Consider the following 26,242-nt stretch of genomic DNA (forward strand, 5'->3'; position numbering starts at 1 on the left):
TTATTGAAGCAATATTGAACAGATATTGTAGCACTCTTGAACAAGACTAATTAAAGTACAGCAACAAAAAAGCCCTAGACTGTATAAGCCAGGGCTGTAAAATTATCTAATATTATTTCTTACTTCTTTAATACTTTTGCTCTAATCCGTTCTCCTCCTACATTTATATTCAATAAATATATTCCTCTTTTCAATTCTCTCATATCAATCACTGCACGATTAGTCGCTGTAAAATTAAATCGTTTTACTAATCGATTACTTAAATCAAAAACTTCTACCTCAGAAACAGTAAATACTTTATCCTTGGTCACTTCTACATTTGCAATATCTTCAACAGGATTTGGCCAAATCACTATATCTTGAGGATCTACTCCTGTAGTACTGGCTACTTTTTCTATTCCTTCTAAATCATCATTACTGATTAATAGACTAAAGTCCTGTCTACCATAAGACAATTTACCTTTATGGCTCACCACTACTTCATATTCTCCTGCATCAGGGTCTATAACCTCTATTCTTTCCAGATTATCGACATCATTGTCTCCTTTTAAAGCAATTAGATTATCACTATTTTTATTTAAATACCATGGAAAATACTCTTCTCCATCTTTATACAATCTAATATCTAAATCATTGATAAGTTTATTATGCTTAAAACTTCCACTTAATTCTCTTGAATCAACTAGCGCTTCGATATCTGTCCAGCTTAATGTAACTAATAATCTATCTGAAGGATTATTCAATTTAAACTTGTACTTAAAATCTTTTTTATTAAGCAAAACACTTTCTTTTAGAACAGCCCTTTCATCTTTTACATTCTTAATGAATTGTATTCCCCTCTCTGCATTAATCATTCCCCAACCTATTTTATTCGTTGGGTATTTTTCTTCCAGATACTCTGCTGTATGCGTCATCAGTCCTCTTAACGTAGCAGAGCGCATCGGAAAATTATATACTTCTATATATCCTTGTTGCCAAAGAGTCAAAATACCAGATACGACAGGTGAAGCCATAGATGTACCACTCATCTCTTTATATATACCTACTGTAGGATTAGCATGATGATATCTAGGCAACTCATATCCTGAAGATATAATCTTTACTCCTGGAGCAGCAATATCGGGCTTAATTCTAAAATCTCCAGTAGGACCATAACTACTAAACTTAGCAATACTTAATTTATCAGAGCTATCTAATCCTACTGCAGCTACTACCACTGCATTCTTTGCGTTAGTATTCCCTAATAATAGATCATTGCCATTCATAGTAGGATTTATTACAGCAAAATCTTCCCTATCATTCCCTGCTGATATTACAGGTTGATAATAAGGGTAAGTATAAGTAAGTTTATCCAACTGATAAGCATCTTTATTATAATATCCAAAATATGTTGCAGGAACAAGCGGTATATCGTCATCATCTAATGCAGCTATCCCATAAGAATGGTTAGATACTAACAAACCTGATTGTGCTGCTGAGGCCATCTCTACTATATCATTATTCCAATCATAACTCCATACACTAGCCTCAGGAGCTATCCCCTTAGCTGGAGCATAAACTCCACTTGCTATCAAAGTTCCTGTTACATGAGTCGCATGATTCTTTCCCTGCTCAACGCGATCTAACTCATCATTATTAAGTTTGGCAATATTACTATCTTGGTCTTTTAAAATCACACGACTTGCAGCCATATTCTTAAACTCCTGATGTTGATCAAAAGCGGGTTTGCCATCCCATACCCCTATAATCATATCTCTACCTTGGAGATTAACACTCTGCCTCCCCCCTTTCGCAATACTATTTACACCTGTAAGACTACGTGACAACGCATTCTGAGTAACATAATAAATGGGAATATCTCCACTATCAATACTTCTCAATTGATAAATACGTCCATCCTTATAAACTCCTTTAGTAGAAACATTATTTTGTTGCTGAAATCGCAATACAGCTTCTTTATCTGACATTACCTCTCTGCTAAACTGCTGAATAAGCTCTCTGTTCTTCTGCTCATTCTGTTGATTACTAATCTCACTTCGCAATTGAGGGCTTTGGGCAAACAGTGAACTACTAAATAATAAAGCATATACTATACTTCTTACATCCTTCATCAATATCAATGTGGTTAGAATTATATTCTTTAGAAGTCCAAAATATAATTGTGTTCTAAAAAAACTATTATTTTGAATATAAAAATACAACCAAAATAAATAATCTATCTAAAAAAGAAGTATAAATATACCTTAAATACTCAATAAAACATATCTTTCTAAGCTACTTCAGATACATATCTCTCCATTTAGAAACAAGGTTATATAGCTGAATCGACATCCACACTCTTCACCTACCCTAACTACAATGCGGTATAATGTATAGAACAGATGTCGTGGGATCAGACATAAATCTTTATATTTGAACAAATCTAACAGTAACCTTAATATTTATGAAAATCAAAAAAACCGTACTTGGTGTAGTCACAGGGGCATCGATTTTGTCTATCTCTTGTGATAAAGTAAAGAACGAAACTGCTTCATCAGGAGATTGGAATGAAAGTAATGCTTTCTTTAATGAAAGCACATTGCCATACTATACAGCAGACTTTGACAAGATTAAAGACAAAGATTTCAAACCTGCTTTATTAGAAGGCATGCGTCGTCAGATGGAAGCTATCGACAAAATAGTAGCGAATACAGAGGAACCTACTTTTGAAAACACTTTAGAAGCCCTAGAGCGCTCTAGTGAATTACTAGATAGAGTGAGCTCTGTATTTGGTCTATTGACAGGAGCTCATACTAATGATGAACTAAAAGCAATTAACGCAGAGTTGGCTCCTAAATTTGCAGGACATCGCGATGCTATTTACTTAAATGATGGTCTATTTCAACGAATTAAAAAACTTCATGACAATCAAGCTTCACTTAATCTAAATGAAGAACAGAATAGACTGTTAAATGTATACTATGAAGACTTCGAAAAATCAGGTGCTAATCTATCTCCTGAAGATAAAGAGAAATTAAAGCAACTGAACCAAGACATTGCGACTTTGAACAATCAGTTTGGGGATAAATTATTGGCAGCTACGAAACAAGGTGGCGTTAAGTTTACTAAAGAGGAATTAGCAGGATTATCTGATGATGAGCTTAATGCCATCAAACAAGAAGATGGCAGTTATGTAATCGCATTAAACAATACTACTCAACAGCCAGATCTAGATAAACTGACAAATAAAGAAACTAGAAAAAAACTATTTGATCAAGCATGGATAAGAGCTGAAAAGGGAGATGATAATGATACAAAAGCATCTATCTTAGCTCTAGTAAAAAAACGTGCTGAGAAAGCTAAATTAATGGGATTCGATAACTATGCAGAATGGAGTCTACAAGGTTCTATGGCACAGAATGCCACTAATGCTACTAAAATACTAAAAGACCTAAGCCCTTATGCAGTAGGAGCAGCTAAAGAAGAAGCAGCTGATATCCAAGCATTAATTAACAAAGAGGCAGATCCATTCACTCTAACAGCTGCTGACTGGAACTACTATGCTGAGAAAATCAGAGAAGAAAAATATGCTTTAAATCAAAATGAACTTAAGCCTTATTTTGAGATGAATAGTGTATTAGAGAACGGCGTGTTCTATATGGCTACGCAATTATATGGCCTTAGCTTTAAAGAACGCAAAGATATCCCAGTATGGCAAGAAGATGTAAAAGTATACGAAATCTTCAATGAAGATGGTAGTCAAGTAGGGTTATTCTACACAGATTACTACCAAAGAGATTCTAAACGCGGTGGTGCATGGATGAGTAATATCGTAGGTCAGTCTAAATTATTAAACAGACTTCCAGTAATCTACAATGTAGGTAACTTCCCAAAACCAGCGAAAGGTCAACCTACACTATTATCACAAGATAATGTAATCACAATGTTCCACGAGTTTGGGCATGCGTTACACGGGTTCTTTGCTAATCAAACTTACCCTACTCTATCAGGTACTAGTGTGTCACGTGATTTCGTAGAGTTCCCTTCACAATTCCACGAGCACTTCGCATTCGAGCCTTCTGTATTAAAGAACTATGCTAAACATTATAAAACAGGAGAAGTAATCCCTGATGCTTTAGTTCAAAAAATGAAGAATGCAGGAACATTCAATAAAGGATACAGCATGACAGAGCTATTAGGTGCATCTCTATTAGATATGGAATGGCATACTGTGTCTACTGATAAGAATATCACTGATGTACTTGCTTTTGAAAAAGAAGCCTTAGCTAAGTATGGTTTAGACTTACCTACTGTTCCTCCTAGATATAGATCTACTTATTTTAGTCACATCTTTGCAGGTGGATATGCAGCAGGATACTATTCATACAAGTGGTCAGAAATGTTAGACTTCGACGCTTATGATTGGTTAGTTCAAAACGGTGGTATGACTCGTGAAAATGGTCAAATCTTTAGAGATAAGATTCTATCTAAAGGAAACTCTGTTCCATTAGATCAATTATATAAAGACTTTAGAGGTAAAAACCCTACAATAGATGCTTTATTAAAGTACTCTGGTTTTACGAAGAAGTAATCAGAGTCATCTTATAAGTAATTACTATCATAAAAGCCCCTCATTCTAAGAATGAGGGGCTTTTATATTAGGTAATAAGTTGGTCTATTACTTTAACCTATTTACTTAAAATAGCCTTTAGTTTTGTTTGCTTGTGCTTCATCAATTGCCCAATGGATTAAATTAAGTACAAACCAAGCATTGTAGACATCTCCCTTAGTATTACGAGTTGTAGCTGGTTCCCTATTAGAATCAACACCTACTGGATAACCATCAAGTGAACTACCACTTCTTCTACCTCCCATAAATGAGCCATTTCCTACTCCTACAAATGGATACTCCGTATGTCTAAATGCTAAAGTACCACCATTATCATAATTAATTAATGATTCATAGAACATGGGATTTATAGCAAAAGAAATATTCGCATTATTATGCTCAGAACCGTGATTGGATCCTGTAATTCTTCTATTATCAATAAGTACATTCTTATACTTATAGAAATTCTTACCAACCTGACCTCTAATAAGTTTGGACTCTTCTGAAGAAGCTCTAAAAATCCCACCAGGTTTCGCATTTGCATGCGTCACAGGATTCGCAGATATCTGAGAAGACACTCCAAATTTCTTAGTTAAACTTACCATATACTCTGATTTACTTTCACCATAAACTAAAACACCTCCATCATTAATCACATAGTCAGCAAGTGCTTGTAAAGCTCCGTCACTTTTAGGAAATAATTGTGCATTACTATTATTCTCAAAACGACCACGACCACCAATGAATACCATATCTGCTTCTAGCAAATCTATTTTCAACAAATGATAATTACTTCCCATATAATCTAATAAAAAAGTTGGTACACCATCACCTACATTAGGAATAGATGTAAAAATCTTAAAACCATCTACACGTACCTTCCCATTCCAAGCAAAATGGTTTTCATTACTCAATAAGTGTCCTAAACCATCCCATGCTTTATCCACATCATTAAATTTACCAGCAGGATGCCATGCTTGATTACCAATTGAAAGTAACTTCATAGGTTGATAAACAAAATCTATATACACTTCACCTCCATATTGGGCTGAAGATCCATCAAAACTCTTACCCATCACAATAAACTGCAAAGGATCTGAATCATTCTCTGATTCACCATAAGCCTTCAATGTTACAGATATCGTTTTACCAATATCGTCAGTAGAAAATATATCATTCGCTTTAAAATAAACTCCATTCATTTCATTTGTAAAAAGTTCAAATTCACCCGCAGATTGAACTTTAACATCAATTTCAAGAGTTATTTTATCAGTTCCATTAGCTCCCATTTTTGTACGTGGAGTAATATAAGATTTATAATAATCAACACCGGTACCAGTAAGGGACTTAAACGGACTTTTAAAAATTACATCAGAATATGGAAAGGTATATTTAGCAAAATCACTTTCCACATTAATTGTAAATCCACAACTGCTTTCTACAACAGCTGGTACAGGATCTACAAAAGGATCATAATCGTGTTTTCCGTTTGATCGAAGTTCTAACTTACCAGTTAGTTTTCCACTTGTTGTCGGTTTACCAGTTCCATATACTGGATACAAAGCCACAGTCTGAACCCTACCTACATCAGTCACTCTGAAATCAATCATTTCAGATTCATACTTAATTACTTCTGTTTGTTTACCTGATTTACTTACATCACCAAACACTTTTCCTCTACCAGGTTTAGTTACTGTAAAAGGTACAATGATACGATTTGCACTACTTAAAGGTTCGTCAACTTTATACTTTCCTTCAACAGTGATTTTATTATTAGCATCATTACAAACAAAAGCAGCTTGTAAAGGCTCAAAGTCAGGTTTTACGTGATTTTGAACTTGACAAGTTACTTCCTTCTTGTTTAAGAAAAATTTGATTGTATCTTTTACATTTGTATCAGCACTACCTACTTTAGGTGTACCACTTCCTTTGAGTACCAAAAGGAAGTTACCACTTGAAGGAAATACTCCTCTTGCCGTAAAGCTATAACCATTCTCTGCACCAGTAGTAGTATAAGCAATAGCTTCAATCTCGAATGTACCAGGAGTACTCACATTGACTTCTAAAGAAATAATATTTCTTCGTTCGTTCAACAACACACCTTGTATGTAATCTCCACTAATCTTGTCCTTTAATTCATTACACTTATCCAAAGGAATAGTAAAAACTGCAGGTTCAACATCACCACACATATTCATCCACAACTGTCTATTAGTATTGTAGAACTCAATACATCCAATTGTTGTATTGTAGATAACTAAACCAGCAGTTAAGCTTTGTTTAGGAATATTATCTCTTTGTCCGGTGGTTAGTCGAGGCATCAAAAAACCACGTTCTGTAGAGCTCAAATCCAATAAACTAAAAGAAAGGGGATCTAGAGAATTAGGTGTAGAATCATCGGATATTTGTGTACCCTTAGCTGTTCTTTGAGTAACTTCTTGTGCGTATACATCACTATTAAAAATCACACCAAAAGCAAAGATAAAGGTAAATAGGCCTCTAATTATATACTTTAACTTACTATATTTTTTCATACATAAAACATTAAAACAAGCCAGGGCATAGATGCCCTAGCTAAATTATTTACCTTGTTTATTTCTTATGCTCTAATACGTATTCAATAGCCCATTTCAACATATTAGCATACAAAATACTGTTTGAAACTTCGTACTTACTTCCACTATATAAGAAAGGTTTAGAAAATAGTCGTCCACTATTATCATAAGCAGCAGGCCAAATAGTCAAATCGGGATGCCCTCCTTCGCTACCTGAAAAAGCTCCACCATCACCTATAAAAACAAATCCATACTCATTATGTCTAAAACAAGAAATCCAATTTTCGTCTTTACTACTTACAATTAATGGTTTATAATCTTTCTTACTAAGATTACTAAAATACCAACCATTTCCAGCAGCATCATTTCCTGTATACTTAACACTTCCAAATTCCGTTGACTTAATAATTGGGTCATTTGAAGCATCTGATTTAGCAATATTAACCATTGTGAATGCTTCACTTCCATTTGTAGACTGTACATTCGTAGAACCTAATTGCAGAGCATTAACCAGCATATTAGCTGTTCCAGTTCCTGCCCTATTAAGGTTTAACTCATCTGCTAAAATAACAGCTCCCTTATCATTTTTAATAAAATCTCTTAAAGCCATAAAGTCTGATTCGCTAAATCGTGTTGGATACCCTATAATCACAATATCGATATCATTACTCTTCAAATAACTCGCCAGGTTATCCGGCATTCTATAAACGGGACTATTTTTAAAGATTCTAATATTCTCAATGCTCACTTTTCCATTTGGTCCAAATAAATTAGTATTTTGTATAATAGCATTTGGAGCATATCTTTTAGCATCATCTGTCGGTGCATAAGCGATTGTTCCCACAGCCAATACATTAATAGTTGGTCCTACAAAGTTTACTCTAGCCTCACATACGTGATATACTGAACCATCAGCCGCTAAAGAAGTAACCTCAAAATGATGAACTCCATTATCTACAGGTGTTCCTGTACCTTGCAGCCTAATTCTCACTGTTCCATCAGCTCTATCCTGATCTGTAAAAGTTCCAGACCCTTCAAAAGAAACGCCATTAACAGTATTCGTTTTGATATGGTATTTATCTGCATAGCCAACATCAACACTAACCAAGATTCCATCTTTCGTACCTACTAAAGGCTGTCCTATTTTATATGTACCCGTAGCACTTACTTTACCACAATTCACTGAATACACTTTAGATCGCTCTCTAACGGGTACAGTAGGCATTGTAGAACACATTGTTACAGATTCAGGCTTCATTGATGTAAAAGTAATCGCCGTTGTATTTAAAGGAATTTGAATGCGATCAGCACTTAAAGTAATTTCTTGAATATCTCCTTTTTTCCCTAAAAATATACCAGTCGCTTTAAATTTAGCTTCTTGACTAGAATTTCCACCAGTAAAAGACCCTATTAGTTCAATATCTATTGGCCCTGGATTAATAACCTTTACAGGTATTGTCACCGAATTACCACGACTTAAAGTCATTCCTTCTTGATAATCACCTCTTGCAACAAACTGAGAACTCATTTCACTACAAGCTAACTCAAATGAAGCTTCAAGAGTCGTAATATTAACAGTTACATTAGGTGCTTTATTATTTTTGGAGTTAGTAACAAACTTAAAGTTACTTACACCCGCTTTCTGAGGTGTACCCTGTCCATAAACATAAATTTTTTGTGTTGTTCCAACATGAGTATCGTCAAACTCTCCTGATCCACTTAAACTAATTCCATTGTCTGTTTTCTCACTTTGGATTCTCCAAAAACCAGCCGTCGTAACGCGAACACTTAATTCAATCTTATTATCATCGCCACTTAGAGCAATACCTTTATAAGCATTCCAATTAAAACTTGCTGCACTTAAAACTTCATAATCAATCTCAGAAGATTTAACTTTTACGTTTGTTCCAGAACAGTTAGGATCTGCTTTACCATTAAGCGTAAATGAAACCAAATCTCCCTCTCCACTACTTGCTTCCATAGGTGTTCCAAATCCTTCTAATGCGATTGAATACACACCTGGAGTTTCAAATACCCCAGATTTACTAAAAGAGTAACCGTTAGAAGATACTGCACTAATTGTGTAAGAACCAGAATGTATCACCTTAACTGATACATATAAAATATCAGTATCACGTAAACTACGTCCTTGTGTTAGCTCTTTTTGTCCACTGGCATTCAATGTAGCCTTACAATTATTCATTTCTACTGTAGCAGGAGGCAATGCACCGCAAACGCTTAGCCATTTTCCCTCAAAAGATCCATCAGGCTTTTTCGCACCAGCAGTCTTGCTCCAATAATTAATACAATCATCTGTAATATTATAGATAGCTAAACCATTTCCACGGTCTTTGTCTGTTATTTTAGCGGTTAATGCATCGCGTTCTGATGTAGTCATACGCGGCAACAAAAACCCCTTAGTATTACTCTCTAACTCTAAGATTGCAAAATCAACCGCGGGTTGATTTATACCACTTCCAATACTACCATCTGTAATTTTAGTAGTTTTAACCGGATTCTGTCCTAATGATAGTGTTACATTCATTAACAACGTAATTACTATCAACAGAATCGAATGAAACGGTTTTATATTTATATAGTTACTTTTCATCAATACAAAATTTAATAATTATTACTTCGTTAATAATGCTTCTAATGCTTCTAAACGCTTAGCCATGTCAGATATTTCTGATTCTAACTCCTCTATACGTCCCTCTTTTGCATCTAACTCTTTTTGTTGCTCAATAACGTGTAAGAACAACTCTTCTGTTTTTTCCAGTAATTGGATCGATAATTCAGAAACGTTAAACGAATAACCTGTTTCTGTTTTTTCCAAATCACTTATTGGTGTAATACCTGGTAAGTGTCTATTTGAAGCAATAAAATCGCTCACGCTACTTAAATCATTAAACTTATAGTCGTATTTCAAATTAGAATATCCTTCAAAGTAGCTTTCAAAAACGTAATCGGCATAGTAACTATTAGTTGCAGTTATACTACCATTAACACGTAATTTCTCATTGATATTATCAGCATTTGGAGATTTTTTATCATAGCCAATTCCTACCCAACCTTGTGTGTAGATATCTTGATTATTCTTAGTCGCTTGTTTTGCAACATCATTTGTAGAAGTTTTTGCAACGTACCATGGTTCTTGCACTAAATCGTCAAAAGTATCAGTTTTAGGTATACCTGTTTCGTTGGTATAAGTAATCTGGCGATTAGTATTGTCTATTTCTAAAGTTGTAATCGTCTCAGATTGTTTAAACATATCTCCAATTCTAATAAAACTCTCTTGTTTCAGCTCATCCACATACACTAAGCATGGACCATTTTCTTTATAATTTTCAATAAACAAAAGAGAAGTCAGAGTTTCCAAACCTCCATTAGGATCTGGATTTTCTCCTTGTTTAATCTGACGCATTAAATCACTACCTTTCACTTCTACTAATTCGCCTTTCTCATTCTCATAAACAATTTTATTAGCTTCATATGTATCATGCAATACCTTATTTCCAGGATCTGTTAGAGCGTTATCGTAAACATATGTTACCTCTTCTTCTCCTTGAGCATTAACTTCCTTATATACAAACACTTTATATTTTTCTAAAGCAATATTAGTCAATGTCTCTGCAAATTTAACATCTGCTTCTCCTGCTTTCCCATTATTAAAAGTAAAACCAGCTTTCACTTCATCTGCATTCTCTGCAGCAGGCGTTACTTTCATACTTGAAACGGCACCTGGACCTGCAACATCTTTAGCGATATTCTCGATAATTGTTTTATTCGTACCTGTATTAACAATTGTGGCAAAGTCATTACTTACATCTTCTGAAACTGATATATATCTAGCTTCTGGTGTTTCATTATCGTACTTATAATAAGTAAAGCCATCTGCAGGTTTAGCTGAATTCTCAACTTGAGCTCCTGTAGCATCAAATTTTGTTACAGCAGTTTTTGTTTCATACTCTTTTACTATACTAGACATATCTAAAGTCTGAGGGTTACCATCCTTATCTGTATAATTAAAGATGTGTTTGTTATTCTCAAAGGTATATGTAACTGTTCCTCCTGCTGGTGGATTAGCTGTGAAGTAATCATTAAATATCTTCTTAACGTCTTCATTATTAATAACATCTCCGAAGTTATTCGCTACATCCTCTGTTACATTAATGGTAATTTCTGTACCTTTTTCAGACTTGTATTTATATTCCCCTGTACGAACATCTTTTCCTCCTACATCCTTTAAAGTAGCAGTAATAGGCGTATCTGTCTCTTCTATTAGCGTACTTAAATCGATTAATTCTTTCGTTATAGTTCCTCCTTCATTCTTCACAAAATAGAATTTATCGCCTTCATAAGTAACATTTCCTTCTGCGTTATCTTTTAAATAATTATTAATTACATCCTTGAACTTTTGATTCTTAACAATCGTATCAAAGTTATTCGCTACATCATCTACTACTGTTATCTTAACATCTGTTCCTGCCTCATTCTTATATGTATAGGTACCTTTTGTATCTGATGTTATCGTAGTTAAAGTTTCGTAATCCTTAACTACCTTAGACATATCTAAAGTCTGAGGGTTACCATCCTTATCTGTATAATTAAAGATGTGTTTGTCATTCTCAAAGGTATATGTAACTGTTCCTCCTGCTGGCGGATTAGTTGTGAAGTAATCATTAAATATCTTCTTAACATCTTCATTGTTGATAATATCTTCGAAGTTATTCATTACGTCACCCACTACTGTTATCTCTACAGGCTCATAATTCGAATCTGCTCTCTTTTCGTTATAGTACTTATAGGCACCTGTCTTTTTAGTACCATTCATCACAGCAATTATACTTGTTTCTGTTTGCTTTTCAGCAATAAGCTCTGTTAAATTGACAGTTACAGGTTTATTATCTTCTTTATATCCAATGATAACATCTCCATTGCCATTCTTAGATACAGTGACACTACCTGTTGCACCTGAAATAAACGCACTTAAACTATTATTTACTGTAGGATCTTTAATAATCTCACTAAAACTATTAATCACATCTGAAGTAACTGTAATTTGCGTAGTTGCATCATTTGCACCTGTTTCATCTTTGTAATTATAAGCTATATAATTACCTTGTTTACCATTTTCTGTACCTTTTGTGATCGAAGTTAATGTCTCTGCAAACTCGACAGATGTTGACCCTGCTTTACCATCATTAAATGTAAATACTCCTTTTACATTGTCCGCATTAGTCGCGTTTGTCAACACTAAAGAAGATAGATAAGAGTTGTCTTTTATGATTTCTTCTATACTAACTTCTTTTTGTTCATACGTATCACCATTTTTGATTGTATAATAAAACTTGCCGCCTTCATAGGTAACATTACCCTCTACATTCTCTGTTAAATATGTATCGAATACTTTTTTAAACTCCTCATTATTAATAATATCCCCGAAGTTATTCGCTACATCCTCTGTTACATTAATGGTAATTTCTGTACCTTTTTCAGACTTGTATTTATATTCCCCTGTACGAACATCTTTTCCTCCTACATCCTTTAAAGTAGCAGTAATAGGCGTATCTGTCTCTTCTATTAGCGTACTTAAGTCGATTAATTCTTTGGTAATAGTATCTCCGTCCTTCTTCACAAAATAGAACTTACCGCCTTCATAAGTAACATTTCCTTCTGCGTTATCTTTTAAATAATTATTAATTACATCCTTGAACTTTTGATTCTTAACAATCGTATCAAAGTTATTCGCTACATCATCTACTACTGTTATCTTAACATCTGTTCCTGCCTCATTCTTATATGTATAGGTACCTTTAGCATCTGATACTATCGTAGTTAAAGTTTCGTAGTCCTTAACTACCTTAGACATATTTAAAACTTGAGGCTTACCATCCTTATCTGTATAATTAAAGATATGATTACCACCATCTAATTTATATGTCACAGTTCCTCCTGCTGGTGGATTAGCTGTAAAGTAATCATTAAATATCTTCTTAACATCTTCATTATTAATAACATCACCGAAGTTATTCGCTACATCCTCTGTTACATTAATGGTAATTTCTGTACCTTTTTCAGACTTGTATTTATATTCCCCTGTACGAACATCTTTTCCTCCTACATCCTTTAAAGTAGCAGTAATAGGCGTATCTGTCTCTTCTATTAGCGTACTTAAATCGATTAATTCTTTCGTTATAGTTCCTCCTTCATTCTTCACAAAATAGAATTTATCGCCTTCATAAGTAACATTTCCTTCTGCGTTATCTTTTAAATAATTATTAATTACATCCTTGAACTTTTGATTCTTAACAATCGTATCAAAGTTATTCGCTACATCATCTACTACTGTTATCTTAACATCTGTTCCTGCCTCATTTTTATATGTATAGGTACCTTTTGTATCTGATGTTATCGTAGTTAAAGTTTCGTAATCCTTAACTACCTTAGACATATCTAAAGTCTGAGGGTTACCATCCTTATCTGTATAATTAAAGATGTGTTTGTTATTCTCAAAGGTATATGTAACTGTTCCTCCTGCTGGCGGATTAGTTGTGAAGTACTTGTTTAACTCTTTCTTGAAAGTTGGATTATTAGCAATAGTTTCGAAGTTGTTTACCACATCATCTACTACTGTTATCTCTACAGGCTCATAATTCGAATCTGCTCTCTTTTCGTTATAGTACTTATAGACACCAGTCTTTTTAGTACCATTCATCTCAGCAATTATACTTGTTTCTGTTTCGGTGATACTTGCAGAACTAACGAATACTTTCAGAAACTCATTAAACTCCTTACTATCTTTAAGTAGTTTTGTAAGATCTATTTCTGTATCAGGTGTTGTGCTATCCTCATTTTTATAAACTAAAATAGCCTTTTCAGTACCTGTACCAGGAGCTAAAGTAGTCACTGTTTCAAACTCTTTTACTAAATCACTGATAGAAACCTCTTTCTCCTCTTTAGTTGATTTATCAATCCATTTAAAAGTAAAATTATTATCACCTTCATTAGTAATTGATACATTGCCATCTTGAGCTGTTTCTTTAATATACTTATATAATGTACTATTTGAAACCAAAGCATTCCACTTAGCATTTGACCAAAAGTAAAATCCTGCTTCTAAAGTAGTATTACCTGTATGATATACCATTAAACCAGTCGGGTAATCCCCGCCTGTAATAGTTGTCTTATCTGTTTCACTCTTAAGTTCTAAGCGTGGAATCAGCATACCTTTATTGTTTGAAGAAACTTCTAACTCAGCAGCTCCATGAGGTAGCGGAGTACCTATACCTGTTTGTGCATAGAGACTCATAGTACCAAACAGTACAAATAATGGAATAATTTTCTTTTTCATAGTATATTTTATTTACATACAAAATTAACATAAAATAATAGTAAATACATGTTATTTTTTCATAAAACAAATAAAAACACATATAGTAAATCAAAATAACAACACATAATACATAAAAAACAAAAAATAAATTAAAAATATTTACTTATACAGTAAAACGGATAAAAAAAAACTAAACTTACACTCCTTTAACTGCTTATATAATAAAAATTACAATTAAAAGAACATACATACACAATCTGTCTAGAAAAAGTTATAAATAAAAAAAGAGAGATTTCTATCTAGAAATCTCTCTTCATTATAATAAAAATACTATTTAAAGAGTCATTACTTCACGTAATCAATGACAACGTAATAACTCCCCGCAGGTAACTTCTGACTATCAATATCATTCACTGTGATATACGTCTTGCCATTATTCACCTTCTTATGTAACAAATCTCTTGTAACAGCATTAGTTGTCTCGTTAATCAGTTGAAAATTAACAATTAATCCTCCTATTTCTTTTTCAAATTCTACTACATTAAAATCAGTAGCAACGTTTAGGCGCTTTGCATATCTCAGTAGATCTTTATCTATCCACTTACCTACTACCTCATCCTCTTGAATCTTCTCATTAACACCTAAGGTATTTGCACTCCTCAGATGATTATCATTCGGATTAAAAGTTCCGTCGATTAACTCCTTGATATAATCTTGAAAGTCATAACTTTCTGCAATTAGTTTAGACAAATCAAATTCGTGAACATCAGCATTTTCATCTTTAAAGGTAAGCTTAGTAGTCTTTTTATCTGGTGTATTAAACACATCTATTGCAGTTACCGTTTCCATTTCCCTTATCCATGTAGGTAAGAACTTACTTTCCTGAAGACCATTTTCTCCCTTCCATATAAAACCTAATTCACCACTACTTACATAAGCTTTCACATATCCCTCTTGTTCTAATTTCTTTTCTTCAATATCAGACACTATATACTCCAATAAACTTTTCATAGGGGGTGCCGTAAAAACTTCATAGCTCCCATCTATAAAAGACTGTACCAAGTCTATCTCATACTTTTTACCACTTTCACTTATATAATTATACTTCCCTGTAAATTCACCATTCTCACGTATTTCTTCTATACTCGTATCTGTTTCGACAAGATTATTAACTTTAATCTCTTTTAATTCTAAATTCCCTTGTTTTCTAACGACCTCATAAAAAGTATCATCCTTATAAACAATACTATTCTCTACCCATTCAGTATTCTGAGAAGTAAACTTCTTTAATTGTTCTTGTACCTTATTATCTTTTAAAACGTCTTGAAAATTATTCTTAACATCTTCTACAACAGTTATTACAGTGGGTACCTCTTCTCCATCTTCCTCTTTCTTATTGTAAAAATTATATACCCCTGAATGTTCACCATCATCATTTAACTCAGGTTCTAATTTCGATACAATCAGATCTAAAGAGGCAAAAGCCCCCATTTCCTCCATCATACTTTCCTTAAAGCGAGGATTTTTAAAGAACATCTCTGTCAAATTAAACTTCGATTCATTACTATCTTCATCTTTATAAGTAAGTATCACACCATCCTCTTGACCTACAACCTTCAAGGAGGTCAAAGTCTCAGATCCCGTAACAATATCCGTCAAGTTAATTTGTTCAATTTCTCCACTATCGCTTTTCCAAGTTATGTACACTTTACCCTTTTCTTCTTTAATAGAAACCTCACCTTCTTCTTTTTCAATCAACTTGATAATTTCATCTTTAACTAATTTCTGTTCAAAAATTGTTTTACTATTCTCTATCACATCTTGTACGATATCAAAAGTAAATACCTCCTTTTCTTCATTAACATACTTATAGCGACCTGTGTACTTTCCATCTCGATCAACAATGGCTGACAACTCTGTATTAGTCTCCTTTAAATCCTCAATATCAGAAGCAATAATTAAAAAATCTTGGTAATTGTTGTTATCTTTTTTGGTCACGTAGAACTTACCTCCAAAATAAGTTACAGCATCCTCTTGATTTCTTTTAAAATATTGATCAAACTGATTCTTTACATTTGGAACTTCCAATAGCTTTCCAAAATTAGTTGCTACATCTCCGATCACATTAAGCTTTGTGGGTACATAAGTGGGATCACTATCTCTTTTTTCATTATAATAGTAATACACTCCTGTTCTAACATTATCCACTACATCAGGTACAATTTCAGTAATGGTTTCTTCTTTAGATACCTGATTAACGTAATCTATAATATACTTTTCAAAAACAGTACTTTTTTTGAGAATGTCCGTTAAATCAATTGTTGTCTTATCTCCTTTTTCATCTTTATAAATAATTTGAGCTTTTCCTTCCTCAGCCGAACTAGATAACGAAGTCAAATTTTGGAGATTATTCACAATTGAAGAAATACTAAAATGCTGATCTAAGTTATTCTCGTCTTTCCAATGAAAAATATAATCATCTCCATTTTGCTCTACTCTCACTTCTCCTGAAACACTATTACTTCTAATAGCACGTGTTTTTGAGGATGCAATATATTTTTGAATAGTTGAATTTGACACGAGAGTGTTCCACTTCTTACCTTCCCAACAATAAAACCCGGCATCTAATGAAGGCGTCCCTAAATGATAGACAATTAAACTCTCAGGATATGGAGCTCCATCTATCGTTGTAATATCTGTATCTGAACTCAGTGTGACTCTCGGTATTAAGACCCCTTTTTTTGTAGATTGTACTTCTAACTGCACACTAGGATGGGGCAAGTCTGTCCCTATTCCAATTTGAGCTTGTGTTGTTATTGTTCCCAACAAGAACAACATTGGTAATATATTTAACTTCATACGTATCAACCTTTAATATCTATTGTTTTTTTAGATAATCTATTATCACATAATAATTACCTTTGGGTATTGTATTATCAGAGTCTTTTGCGTTTTTTAAAAAAAACTTAGCCTTATCTCCTGAACTACTTACTAACTCTATTTTATTGTAAATCAAATTAGAATCTTCATTGATTATTTTTACTTCTAATGGCAAGCCGTCTTTCCAATTAGCTAAAACCAAGTCATCAGTATCACTTTGCTTTACCACTCTCTCCATATACCTAAATCTCTGCTGGTTATTGATCTCTCCCACATAACTTTCTCCATCCAACAAATACTCGTCTAATGACTGATTAACTAGTTTAGTACTCTCTCGATGCTGATCAACATTGGTCGTCTTTAACTTCGCTTTTGCTTGATCAATATATCCTTGAATTTGTTCGCGTAAGGTTTCGTTTTCCGTCAATTTTTTTGCCAATTCTCCTTGATTATAGGCCAAGCTTTCACTTTCCAAATACAATATCCCTTGATGAGCGCTAAGCATTTTTACCTTTCTGTACATTTGGTAAACTTCTTTTAAAAGTCTTCGTTTAGTGATAAAACTAATATCTTCACTATACTCATCCATAGTTATCCACTCATACCCTATTTCTCCATTCTCCACAAAGAATTTTGGTCGCCTTTCTATGCCGTCAACACCACTTTCAATAGCAGTTAAGACTTTAGGAACACTCAATATTCTATCTATAGAAGACTTTACGGCATCACGAGATCTTAGTGGATATTCTTTCTTTTTCTCATTTACATAAACATAGTCTACAGGATAATTATTCGTTTCTTCTTTTCTAAAGAAAGTCTGGTTTTGTCCTAACATATTCATATTGACTGGTAGAAAGACATCTTTATTATCTTCTATTACATAATATTTAAAACTATCATCTTTAAATAACACTAAGTTCTCAGGTAGAACTGTTAGTTTTGAAAAAAAATCTGAAAGAAGGCTCTGCACTTTAGCGTCATCGAAGACAACCTCTGAATTATTTGTAAAATCATTGAGTACATCCATTATGGTGTTATCATTCATACTATCAAGTGACCAATTTTTAAACTTATATGGCACGTATGGTTTAGTAGGATCTCTATAATAAAAGTAAGATGAATTTGGTATCATCTTTAAAAACTTTTCGTACTGTACCACAAGCAAGGGGTCTTTTCCTACCCCCTGTAAGTAAGTAGAGTAATCTTTCGCTTCAATGATCTCATCACTAAAATAAATAAAATTAGTATTCTTCTTTTCATCCAAATACTTTAAATTATAATAATTTGAAGTATCCCATCCAATTCCAGTTGATTCTAACTTTGTTAATGTAGGTTCGTTATCTACTATATTTGATAGCAAAAAAGTCTTTATCTGATTATTACTATCTTTCCAAGTAAACTTAATATCACTACCATTTACAACTTCTACTGTTATTGGGGCATTATTTTTCCGAGCATTCTTTACTATTTCACGAGTATACTCATTATCAAATATTTCCTCACTTCTATTGACAATATCACCTAAGACATGGATCTTATAAGAGAGGTTATTCTCTTCTATATATTCAAATCCAATAGTATCTTTTCCCTGTTCGTCTTTAAGTGAGCGTATACTCGTTGCTGTTTCCTTAAAGTCAAACAACTCTTTATAATCGACCTCTTTCTTTTCTAATTTTTTATCTGTTAAAGTAGTAACCCAAAACTTGCCATTCTCAAAGGTCAATTTCTTATCCTCTGCAGAAAGAGCAAGTTCTTCAAAACCTCGTTTAACATTTTCATTATTGAGAAAACTACTAAAATTGTTCTCCAAATCCTTAATTACATCGATTTCTAATGGAGTGTAATTTAAAGACAGGCGATTCTCATTATAGAATTTATACTTTGCATCATAAGTAGATACTATGTCTGTTGTAGTCTCTTTAATAGCTTCTTGCTGTATAAAAGACTTAATATAATTTTGAAATTCTGAACTACCTGTTAACAAGGGTGCTAAATCAATGGTCGTATTCTGAGCCTCCTCATCCTTATAGATCAGTGCTACTCCCCCTTCTTTATTAGTAGATGTCAAAGAGGTGACTTGTTCTAAAGCTTTGACAACATCACTTATAGAAAACTCTTGAGCAGCATTAAACTGATCTTTCCATTTAAATACATAATCATCCCCTACCTTTACAATTTGCAGTCCTTCACTGGGAACCACTTCAGTAATGTAATCTTTGATATTTTCGTTGGTTACAAGAATATTCCAACGCTTATTTTCCCAATAATAAAACCCCGCAGATAGAAATGAATTTCCGCTGTGATAAACTAATAAGCCCTCAGGATAAGGATACCCTGCTACTGTGGATTGATCGCTCACTGATTTAAGTAATAACCGAGGAATTAATACTCCCTTGCGATCAGAACTAACCTCAAGCATCGCAGATTTATCTGGCAATTTTGTACCTATACTTGTCTGGCTGTATCCTGTTATAACCCCCAAAAGAAATGTAACAGATAATATCCTTCTTTTCATTAACCATATTTTAAGACAAACTTAAGTTAAAAATAAATACAAATAATAATTTATAAACAACAATTAGAATAATTGATTAAAATATAAACTAATTAACTTTATAAAATTCACTAAAAAACAACAAATACAAAATATTTACCAATAACAATTAAACAATATTACTTTTACTTCTAACAAAAGCTCAATCCTGTTTGAATTTAAAAAAAACATAAGCAACTACTATTAAACCACTTACTATGTATATTCCATTTATTCATTAGTAGTTTTATTACTAACAAAGTATCCTTTTAGGATACTTTAAAAGAATCAACTTCATCGATTATTTGTTTATTACTATATCTAAAATCATTATTTTTCTTATTCTACATTAAGTTTTTGAAGAACCAACATCATCTATCTTTGTCACATCAAAACATTAAGATTACAAGATGAATATACTAGCTTTTGCTGCTACTAATAGCAGTACTTCGATAAACTTAGAATTAATTAAAAGTGTTGTCAATCAATTGGAAGGACACAACATTAGTATACTAGACATTAACGATTATGAAATGCCTATTTATTCTCAAGACAGAAATAACCAAGGTGTACCTCAGCAAGCACTAGACTTTAATAATGCTATTAAAAATGCTGATGCTATTATCATAGGATTAGCAGAACACAACGGTACCTTTAGTACTGCTTTTAAAAACATATTTGATTGGGGATCCAGAGTGGAGAAAAATTTCTTTCAAAACAAACCAATGATGTTATTATCTACATCACCTGGTCCGCGTGGAGGACAATCTGTCATGGATAGTGCTTCAAGTATATTTCCTTATTTTGGAGGGAATATCAAATGTCAGTTTTCATTACCAAGTTTTCAAGATAATTTTAGTAATGGAACAATTAATAAACCTGAATTAGCTTCTCAATTAACAGAGAAAATTAATAGTTTTAAACAACAACTTTCTTAAGTATTTAAAGTAAAAATCCCTACAAGAATTTGTAGGGATTTTTTATTCTAAATACTCTGGTTGTTATAGATTGCCGATAACCATTTAATCACTTCCTTTAAGTCTTCACTTATAAAACTCAAAGTGATGACTTCTCCAGTTCTTATCCATAATTTTAATCTTGAATGAATAGTGTCAATATCTGTAATAGAATAAGAGATTACTTGTTTTAACGGTAATACCCTGTATTCGACAGCACCTCCTGCTCTATTAAAACTAAACATGAATTGAGAATAGGTCAATGCGAACTGCCCATCAACACCCTTATAAGCAATACTGAATTTACTCCGACTTGCAAACCTTTCAAAAGTAACTTTAGCTACACTGTTTTCTACTTTCTTTAGATCCTCGATTACATAGTTAACTTCTCCCATATTCACTTTTTTATTTTAAAGATATACATTTATACTTATATTTTTTACTTCAATAAAAAATTGAGTAAATAAGACTATAATAAGATGTAATAATCACGATACTTATCTAATTAATCTCTGTCATTTTACTTCTTTCATTCTATTTCCTTACCTTTGTGTTGTTCAAATGCTTATCAATACTAAAGAATAACTTATCTCTTATACTTACATGATAAGTAAAAGCATTTCCACAGCACTAATCTCAATTGAGATAATTTTTAGAATCAACGAAATGAAGAATAACTTTTTTGTCAACTTGTTACAACAAGAGAGCAAAACACTATTTAAATTAAAACACAGCGAACGACTTTGGCATATCCCTTTAATGGCTATGCTTGCCACAGGGCTTCCCCTATTAACAGGGTGGTATTGTGACAATCTTCAAGCCGGCCTGTTAGCCTGCCTAGCTGGATTAGTCATCCTATACCTTCCTTCTAATATTCCTACACCTCAGCGCATGATCACCATGTTGGTCTGTTCCTTTGGTTTTATGCTATCTTTTGCTGTAGGAATATCGTTTAGTTTTAACTTTATTGCCTCTGCTATAGCCTTCGGTATATTTGTTACTGCAATACACTGGGTAAATCTATATTTTAACACTCGCCCTCCTGGTAGTTTCTTTTTTATTATGGTAGCTTCTATGTCTAGCAATATGCCTTTTAATCTAGAGACTATCCCTACACGCTTAGGATATGTAGTAATGGGAACCATGTTTGCTTGTACTCTAGCGCTAATCTATAGTGTACTAGTAGGTAAGAAATACAATAGTAAAACAACAATACGTCTAGTACGTCCCGTCCCTGTAAAAGACCAATTCGATTACCTTGTCAAATCTGTTATAGTAGGTACCTTTATGTGTATTTCTTTACTCGTAGGTCATCTATTGAAATTTGACAACCCCTATTGGATTCCCATTTCTTGCGCTGCCATTATGCAAGGGATTTCTCTATACCACGTTTGGCAACGTGCACTTCAGCGTATCGCAGGTACTTTTATCGGGTTAGGGCTTTGTTGGGCACTTATCTCTATCTCAACAGCACCTCTATATTTATGTATTTGTATCATGGTGCTTCAGTTTATTATAGAAATGTTTATTTCGCGTAATTATGCCGTAGCAGTCATTTTTATTACAGCTCTTACTGTACTCCTCGCCGAGGCAGGTAATCCTATTATCACAACACCTAATGTATTAATCCAAGCCCGCTTTATCGATATCGTGATTGGAAGTATTATAGGAGGTATCGGTGGTTGGTTCTTACATCATGAGTATCTGAGAAAACAAACACGAGATAGTCTACGCACTACACGATTACAATTACTCAAGAAGAAAAGACTAAAAATGTTTCAACAGCACCTATAGACCAAAAAAGCCTATACAGATAACTCGTTTACTGTATAGGCCTTTATCTTTTTAAGAATTAGTGTTACCTCTATTCTTTACTCACTCTGTTTCCCTTGTAAACTAAAATATCTTTTCCAGGGTGAAACTCTTCTCCATTTAATAAGTTAATATAAAAGCAATTATATACATTCTTCAGCTCATCCTTCTCTCTTTCTAACTCTACTTCAGCCAAATATTCTGTTCCATTTTTCACATTAGTGAATACAGGATCATACACCACGACTCTAGTAGTAATATCTAATATTCCATACAAACCATTTTCTTCTAATTGGAATACACAAAATTTGATATTATCCATCAAACGCAAAGAATAAAAATCAGGCGATAATAGCCACTCGCGAAGATCTACATTCCACACTCCTACTCTACTTATCTGATCTTTTTTTATTGACACAAAATAAAGAGGTTCTTTTATACTACTTATTGTTCTTATCTTCTCTAGTAAGAATCCCTCTGGAATATCTTTTTCATCTATTAATAATTCTTTAGCAGGCCATAGTACCTCATTATAATAAGAGGTAATGGAGTAATCGCTTGGCTTCTCTAAACAATCTTTAAGTACTCCATGCTTTGTCAAGATATAAAACTCATTTACTCTACTTTCAACGTTAACAGGTACTACTTCTACTATAAAAAAATGCTTAGAGACTACGGGATATATATTCAACACATTCTTCCATATATCCTGTATACTGCGTTCGCTTTTTATATCTATTACTTTTAGATGAACAGGAATATACATATCAAACTCATAGTTGACATAATATCTCCCATTTCCTATCGTATCTCTACAGATAGTAGGTTTCGACATTAAGTGAGACTTAGCTGTCTGCATATATACCTTATATTCCTTTCCTTTATAAGTAATAGGAAAAATAGGTTGAGGAATTACTTCATAAGATTTAATTTTTTTACCTTTCAGATTATACACTCTTACCTCATCATCATTTACTTTTCGTACCCAGCGCAACCCATTGTCATACGTACTCACTACTTTTTTGACTATGCGCTTTAACCGATCTTTTTTAGCAAAATACAGATCATCTTCTACCTGCACTAATTTACTACCTATCTGTTTGATTCTAACAGAAGTACCACTTCTATAGAGCTTATCTTTCGTAATTGTCTTTGTATCTAATACCTGTTTTGTATCTAATACTAATACCGTTACTTTCTCTCTTATGACCTCTGTTCCCCACAAGGGTTTAAAGGAAGAACTAGTACTCATGATATTAAAGTTAGGCAAGAACTTCCATTGCCAAAAGCGGCTGTGAACAGTATATGACTGCACAATATTAGCTACTGTAAAACGTCCTACCTCATACAGCTCTATTCGATCATATCTGCACTTCAACACCTCTTTATTCTCTAGGTCTATTACACCATACCTTCCTTGCTTATCTCGCACAACAGCATAACCCGACTTAGTGAATAATCCTCCACTAGCATACTGCTGACTGATAACAACTTGTTTATCTTCATTACAATATCCATACATTCCTTTCTCATCTACAAAAGGGTATATAGCAACGGTCTTATTAGTTAATGTGGTGTTCATAAGCCTGAAGTTTAAAAAGTCTTTTAAATATAGTGATTTTTTTAAACTTCTTCTTTAAAAACAAAAACTTAATTAGCTAAAAAGCAACTATTTTAACACTCTATTATTTCTTTTCCTACTACATCCACTAATTAAGCACATATATAAAATACAAAAAGGTTATCTAATGAAAGATAACCTTTTGTCTTTATATAATATACTTTGTCTAATAAGACAGAATACTCTTAATATATAATTCATAATTAAATTAGTATCCTATAGCGATATCATCTCCACGTGTATCCGCTCCTGCTTGGTAAGTACCATTTTTATTTACTAAAATACCCTCTACGCGTCCATAAGGTTTGCGCTCTTTTAGGATATATCCTTTATCTGTAAGTGCTTTGCGAACACCAGCCGTAATCGCTGTTGGTTCATAATCGATATGATCAGGAAGCCATTGATGATGAAAACGAGGTGCTGATACCGCCTCCTGCATATTCATTCCAAACTCAGTAACATTCAGAATCGTCTGAAATACAGAGGTAATAATAGTCGATCCACCTGGTGTACCTACTACCATATATAACTTGCCATTTTTCTCTAAAATTGTTGGAGACATTGAACTTAACATTCGCTTTTCTGGTTCTATCGCATTCGCTTTTCCTCCTACTAATCCGTACATATTAGGTGTACCAGGTTTTACAGAGAAATCATCCATCTCATTGTTCAACAAGAATCCTGCTCCTCCTACTATCGTTTTAGAACCATAAGAATCATTTAATGTAGTTGTTGCTGATACAGCATTTCCCCATTTATCTACTATACAGTAATGCGTTGTTTCATCACTCTCGTACCCACCTATCTCTCCTGCTTTAATATCAGCACTCCTCGTTGCTTTATCAAAAGACATAGATTCCATACGCCCTACATTATACTCTTTATTGACTAATTGATTTACAGGTACTTTATAGAAGTCAGGGTCTCCTAAGTGCTCAGCTCTATCCGCATATACACGTCGTTCTGCCTCTACCATTACTTGCACCGCTTTTTCTGACTGGAACCCCCATTTTGCCAAAGGGTATTTCTCTATAGATTGAAATAAAGAGATTAGCGCTATTCCTCCACTACTAGGAGGTGGCATAGAGATCACCTTCATTCCCTTATATTCTCCTACTATAGGAGTTCTCCACTTTGCCTCATAACGTTTTAAGTCTTCTAGAGTTATCATTCCATTCCCTCTCTTCATCTCAGCCACAATTAGCTCAGCTGTCTTACCCTCATAGAATCCTTTACGTCCTTCTTTTTGAACACGCTTCAGCGTTTCAGCCAAATCTTTTTGAACAAACAATTCTCCTTTAGTCCAATTCTCTTTAGCTGTTAAAGCACTTTGTTCTGTACTATATTTTACAAAATTACTATACTGTTCTTTAAACTCATTAGCTTGTTTCTCAGTAATGTTAAATCCTTTCTCAGCAAGCTCTATAGCAGGTTGTACTAACTCTTCCCACTTTAGCGTCCCATACTTAGCATGTGCTTTTACCATTCCATCGATTGTACCAGGTACACCTGATGCTAAGCCCCCTTTCATACTTAACTCTGTTATCGCTTTTCCATCGCCTCCCCAGTACATATTCTCTCTTGCTTGTATAGGCGCTTTTTCTCTATAATCTAGCGCATCTATCTTTCCATCGTGACTGCGGTACACGATGAACCCTCCTCCACCGATATTACCAGCATTTGGATATACAACAGCTAATGCTAGCTCTACTGCCACAGCAGCATCTATAGCATTACCTCCTTTTTTTAGGATATCTACTCCTACTCTACTTGCCTCTGGGTGTGCTGATACAATCACTCCATTCTTATACGCTTGAGGATTTTGTGCCACCACTTGTAATAAGCTACCACATAGGATAAAGGCTGATAATATTACTTTTTTCATATTTTGTTCTTTTGTTACCGCAAGATAAATATTTTGAATTTATTATTAAAATAAGTGTTCAGTTATAGACAAAAAT

General features: G+C 33.6%; 12 protein-coding genes. 3 read left to right on the top strand and 9 right to left on the bottom strand.

Going from position 1 to position 26,242, the window contains the following annotated elements:
* Positions 1–119: 119 nt before the first annotated feature.
* The gene (locus AABL85_RS07335; protein ID WP_341309653.1) at positions 120–2,111 is read right to left on the bottom strand and encodes a S8 family serine peptidase; all 1,992 of its coding nucleotides are present in this window, start codon (positions 2,109–2,111) and stop codon (positions 120–122) included.
* Between the two features lie 332 nt (positions 2,112–2,443).
* On the opposite strand from AABL85_RS07335, the gene AABL85_RS07340 reads away from it, so the two are divergent.
* Positions 2,444–4,570 (top strand): M3 family metallopeptidase, encoded by a 2,127-nt coding sequence (locus tag AABL85_RS07340; protein ID WP_341309654.1) that lies wholly within the window; start codon positions 2,444–2,446, stop codon positions 4,568–4,570.
* Between the two features lie 101 nt (positions 4,571–4,671).
* Here AABL85_RS07340 and AABL85_RS07345 read toward each other — a convergent pair whose 3' ends face one another.
* The 5 genes from AABL85_RS07345 to AABL85_RS07365 form a co-directional block, all read right to left on the bottom strand.
* Positions 4,672–7,122, bottom strand: coding sequence for a hypothetical protein (locus tag AABL85_RS07345; protein ID WP_341309655.1), 2,451 nt, complete (start codon positions 7,120–7,122; stop codon positions 4,672–4,674).
* Between the two features lie 58 nt (positions 7,123–7,180).
* Complete coding sequence (locus AABL85_RS07350) at positions 7,181–9,754, bottom strand: hypothetical protein (protein WP_341309656.1); 2,574 nt, start codon at positions 9,752–9,754, stop codon at positions 7,181–7,183.
* Positions 9,755–9,775: 21 nt separating this feature from the next.
* Entirely contained in the window at positions 9,776–14,497 is a 4,722-nt protein-coding gene (locus tag AABL85_RS07355; protein WP_341309657.1) for a hypothetical protein, read from the bottom strand.
* 327 nt (positions 14,498–14,824) lie between these two features.
* Positions 14,825–17,338 carry a hypothetical protein gene (locus AABL85_RS07360; protein WP_341309658.1) on the bottom strand — a complete coding sequence of 838 codons (2,514 nt, stop codon included), beginning with the start codon at positions 17,336–17,338 and terminating at the stop codon, positions 14,825–14,827.
* A gap of 19 nt (positions 17,339–17,357) precedes the next feature.
* Positions 17,358–19,874 (bottom strand): hypothetical protein, encoded by a 2,517-nt coding sequence (locus tag AABL85_RS07365; protein ID WP_341309659.1) that lies wholly within the window; start codon positions 19,872–19,874, stop codon positions 17,358–17,360.
* Positions 19,875–20,302: 428 nt separating this feature from the next.
* Between AABL85_RS07365 and AABL85_RS07370 the strand changes: the two genes are divergently transcribed.
* Positions 20,303–20,830: an NADPH-dependent FMN reductase gene (locus tag AABL85_RS07370; protein ID WP_286415835.1), complete on the top strand. Its 528-nt coding sequence runs from the start codon at positions 20,303–20,305 to the stop codon at positions 20,828–20,830.
* A gap of 47 nt (positions 20,831–20,877) precedes the next feature.
* On the opposite strand, the gene AABL85_RS07375 is transcribed toward AABL85_RS07370, so the two are convergent.
* Positions 20,878–21,243: a hypothetical protein gene (locus AABL85_RS07375; RefSeq protein ID WP_341309660.1), complete on the bottom strand. Its 366-nt coding sequence runs from the start codon at positions 21,241–21,243 to the stop codon at positions 20,878–20,880.
* A gap of 271 nt (positions 21,244–21,514) precedes the next feature.
* Between AABL85_RS07375 and AABL85_RS07380 the strand changes: the two genes are divergently transcribed.
* On the top strand, positions 21,515–22,642 hold the full coding sequence (locus AABL85_RS07380; RefSeq protein WP_341309661.1) for an FUSC family protein: 1,128 nt from the start codon (positions 21,515–21,517) through the stop codon (positions 22,640–22,642).
* A 70-nt stretch (positions 22,643–22,712) separates the two neighbouring features.
* On the opposite strand, the gene AABL85_RS07385 is transcribed toward AABL85_RS07380, so the two are convergent.
* The gene (locus tag AABL85_RS07385; RefSeq protein ID WP_341309662.1) at positions 22,713–24,242 is read right to left on the bottom strand and encodes a WG repeat-containing protein; all 1,530 of its coding nucleotides are present in this window, start codon (positions 24,240–24,242) and stop codon (positions 22,713–22,715) included.
* A gap of 247 nt (positions 24,243–24,489) precedes the next feature.
* A complete protein-coding gene (gene ggt, locus AABL85_RS07390) occupies positions 24,490–26,166 on the bottom strand; it encodes a gamma-glutamyltransferase (protein ID WP_286415840.1) in 1,677 nt (558 codons plus the stop codon).
* Positions 26,167–26,242 lie beyond the last annotated feature (76 nt).

The organism is Myroides odoratimimus, from assembly GCF_038039805.1.
Lineage (GTDB): Bacteria > Bacteroidota > Bacteroidia > Flavobacteriales > Flavobacteriaceae > Flavobacterium > Flavobacterium odoratimimum_B.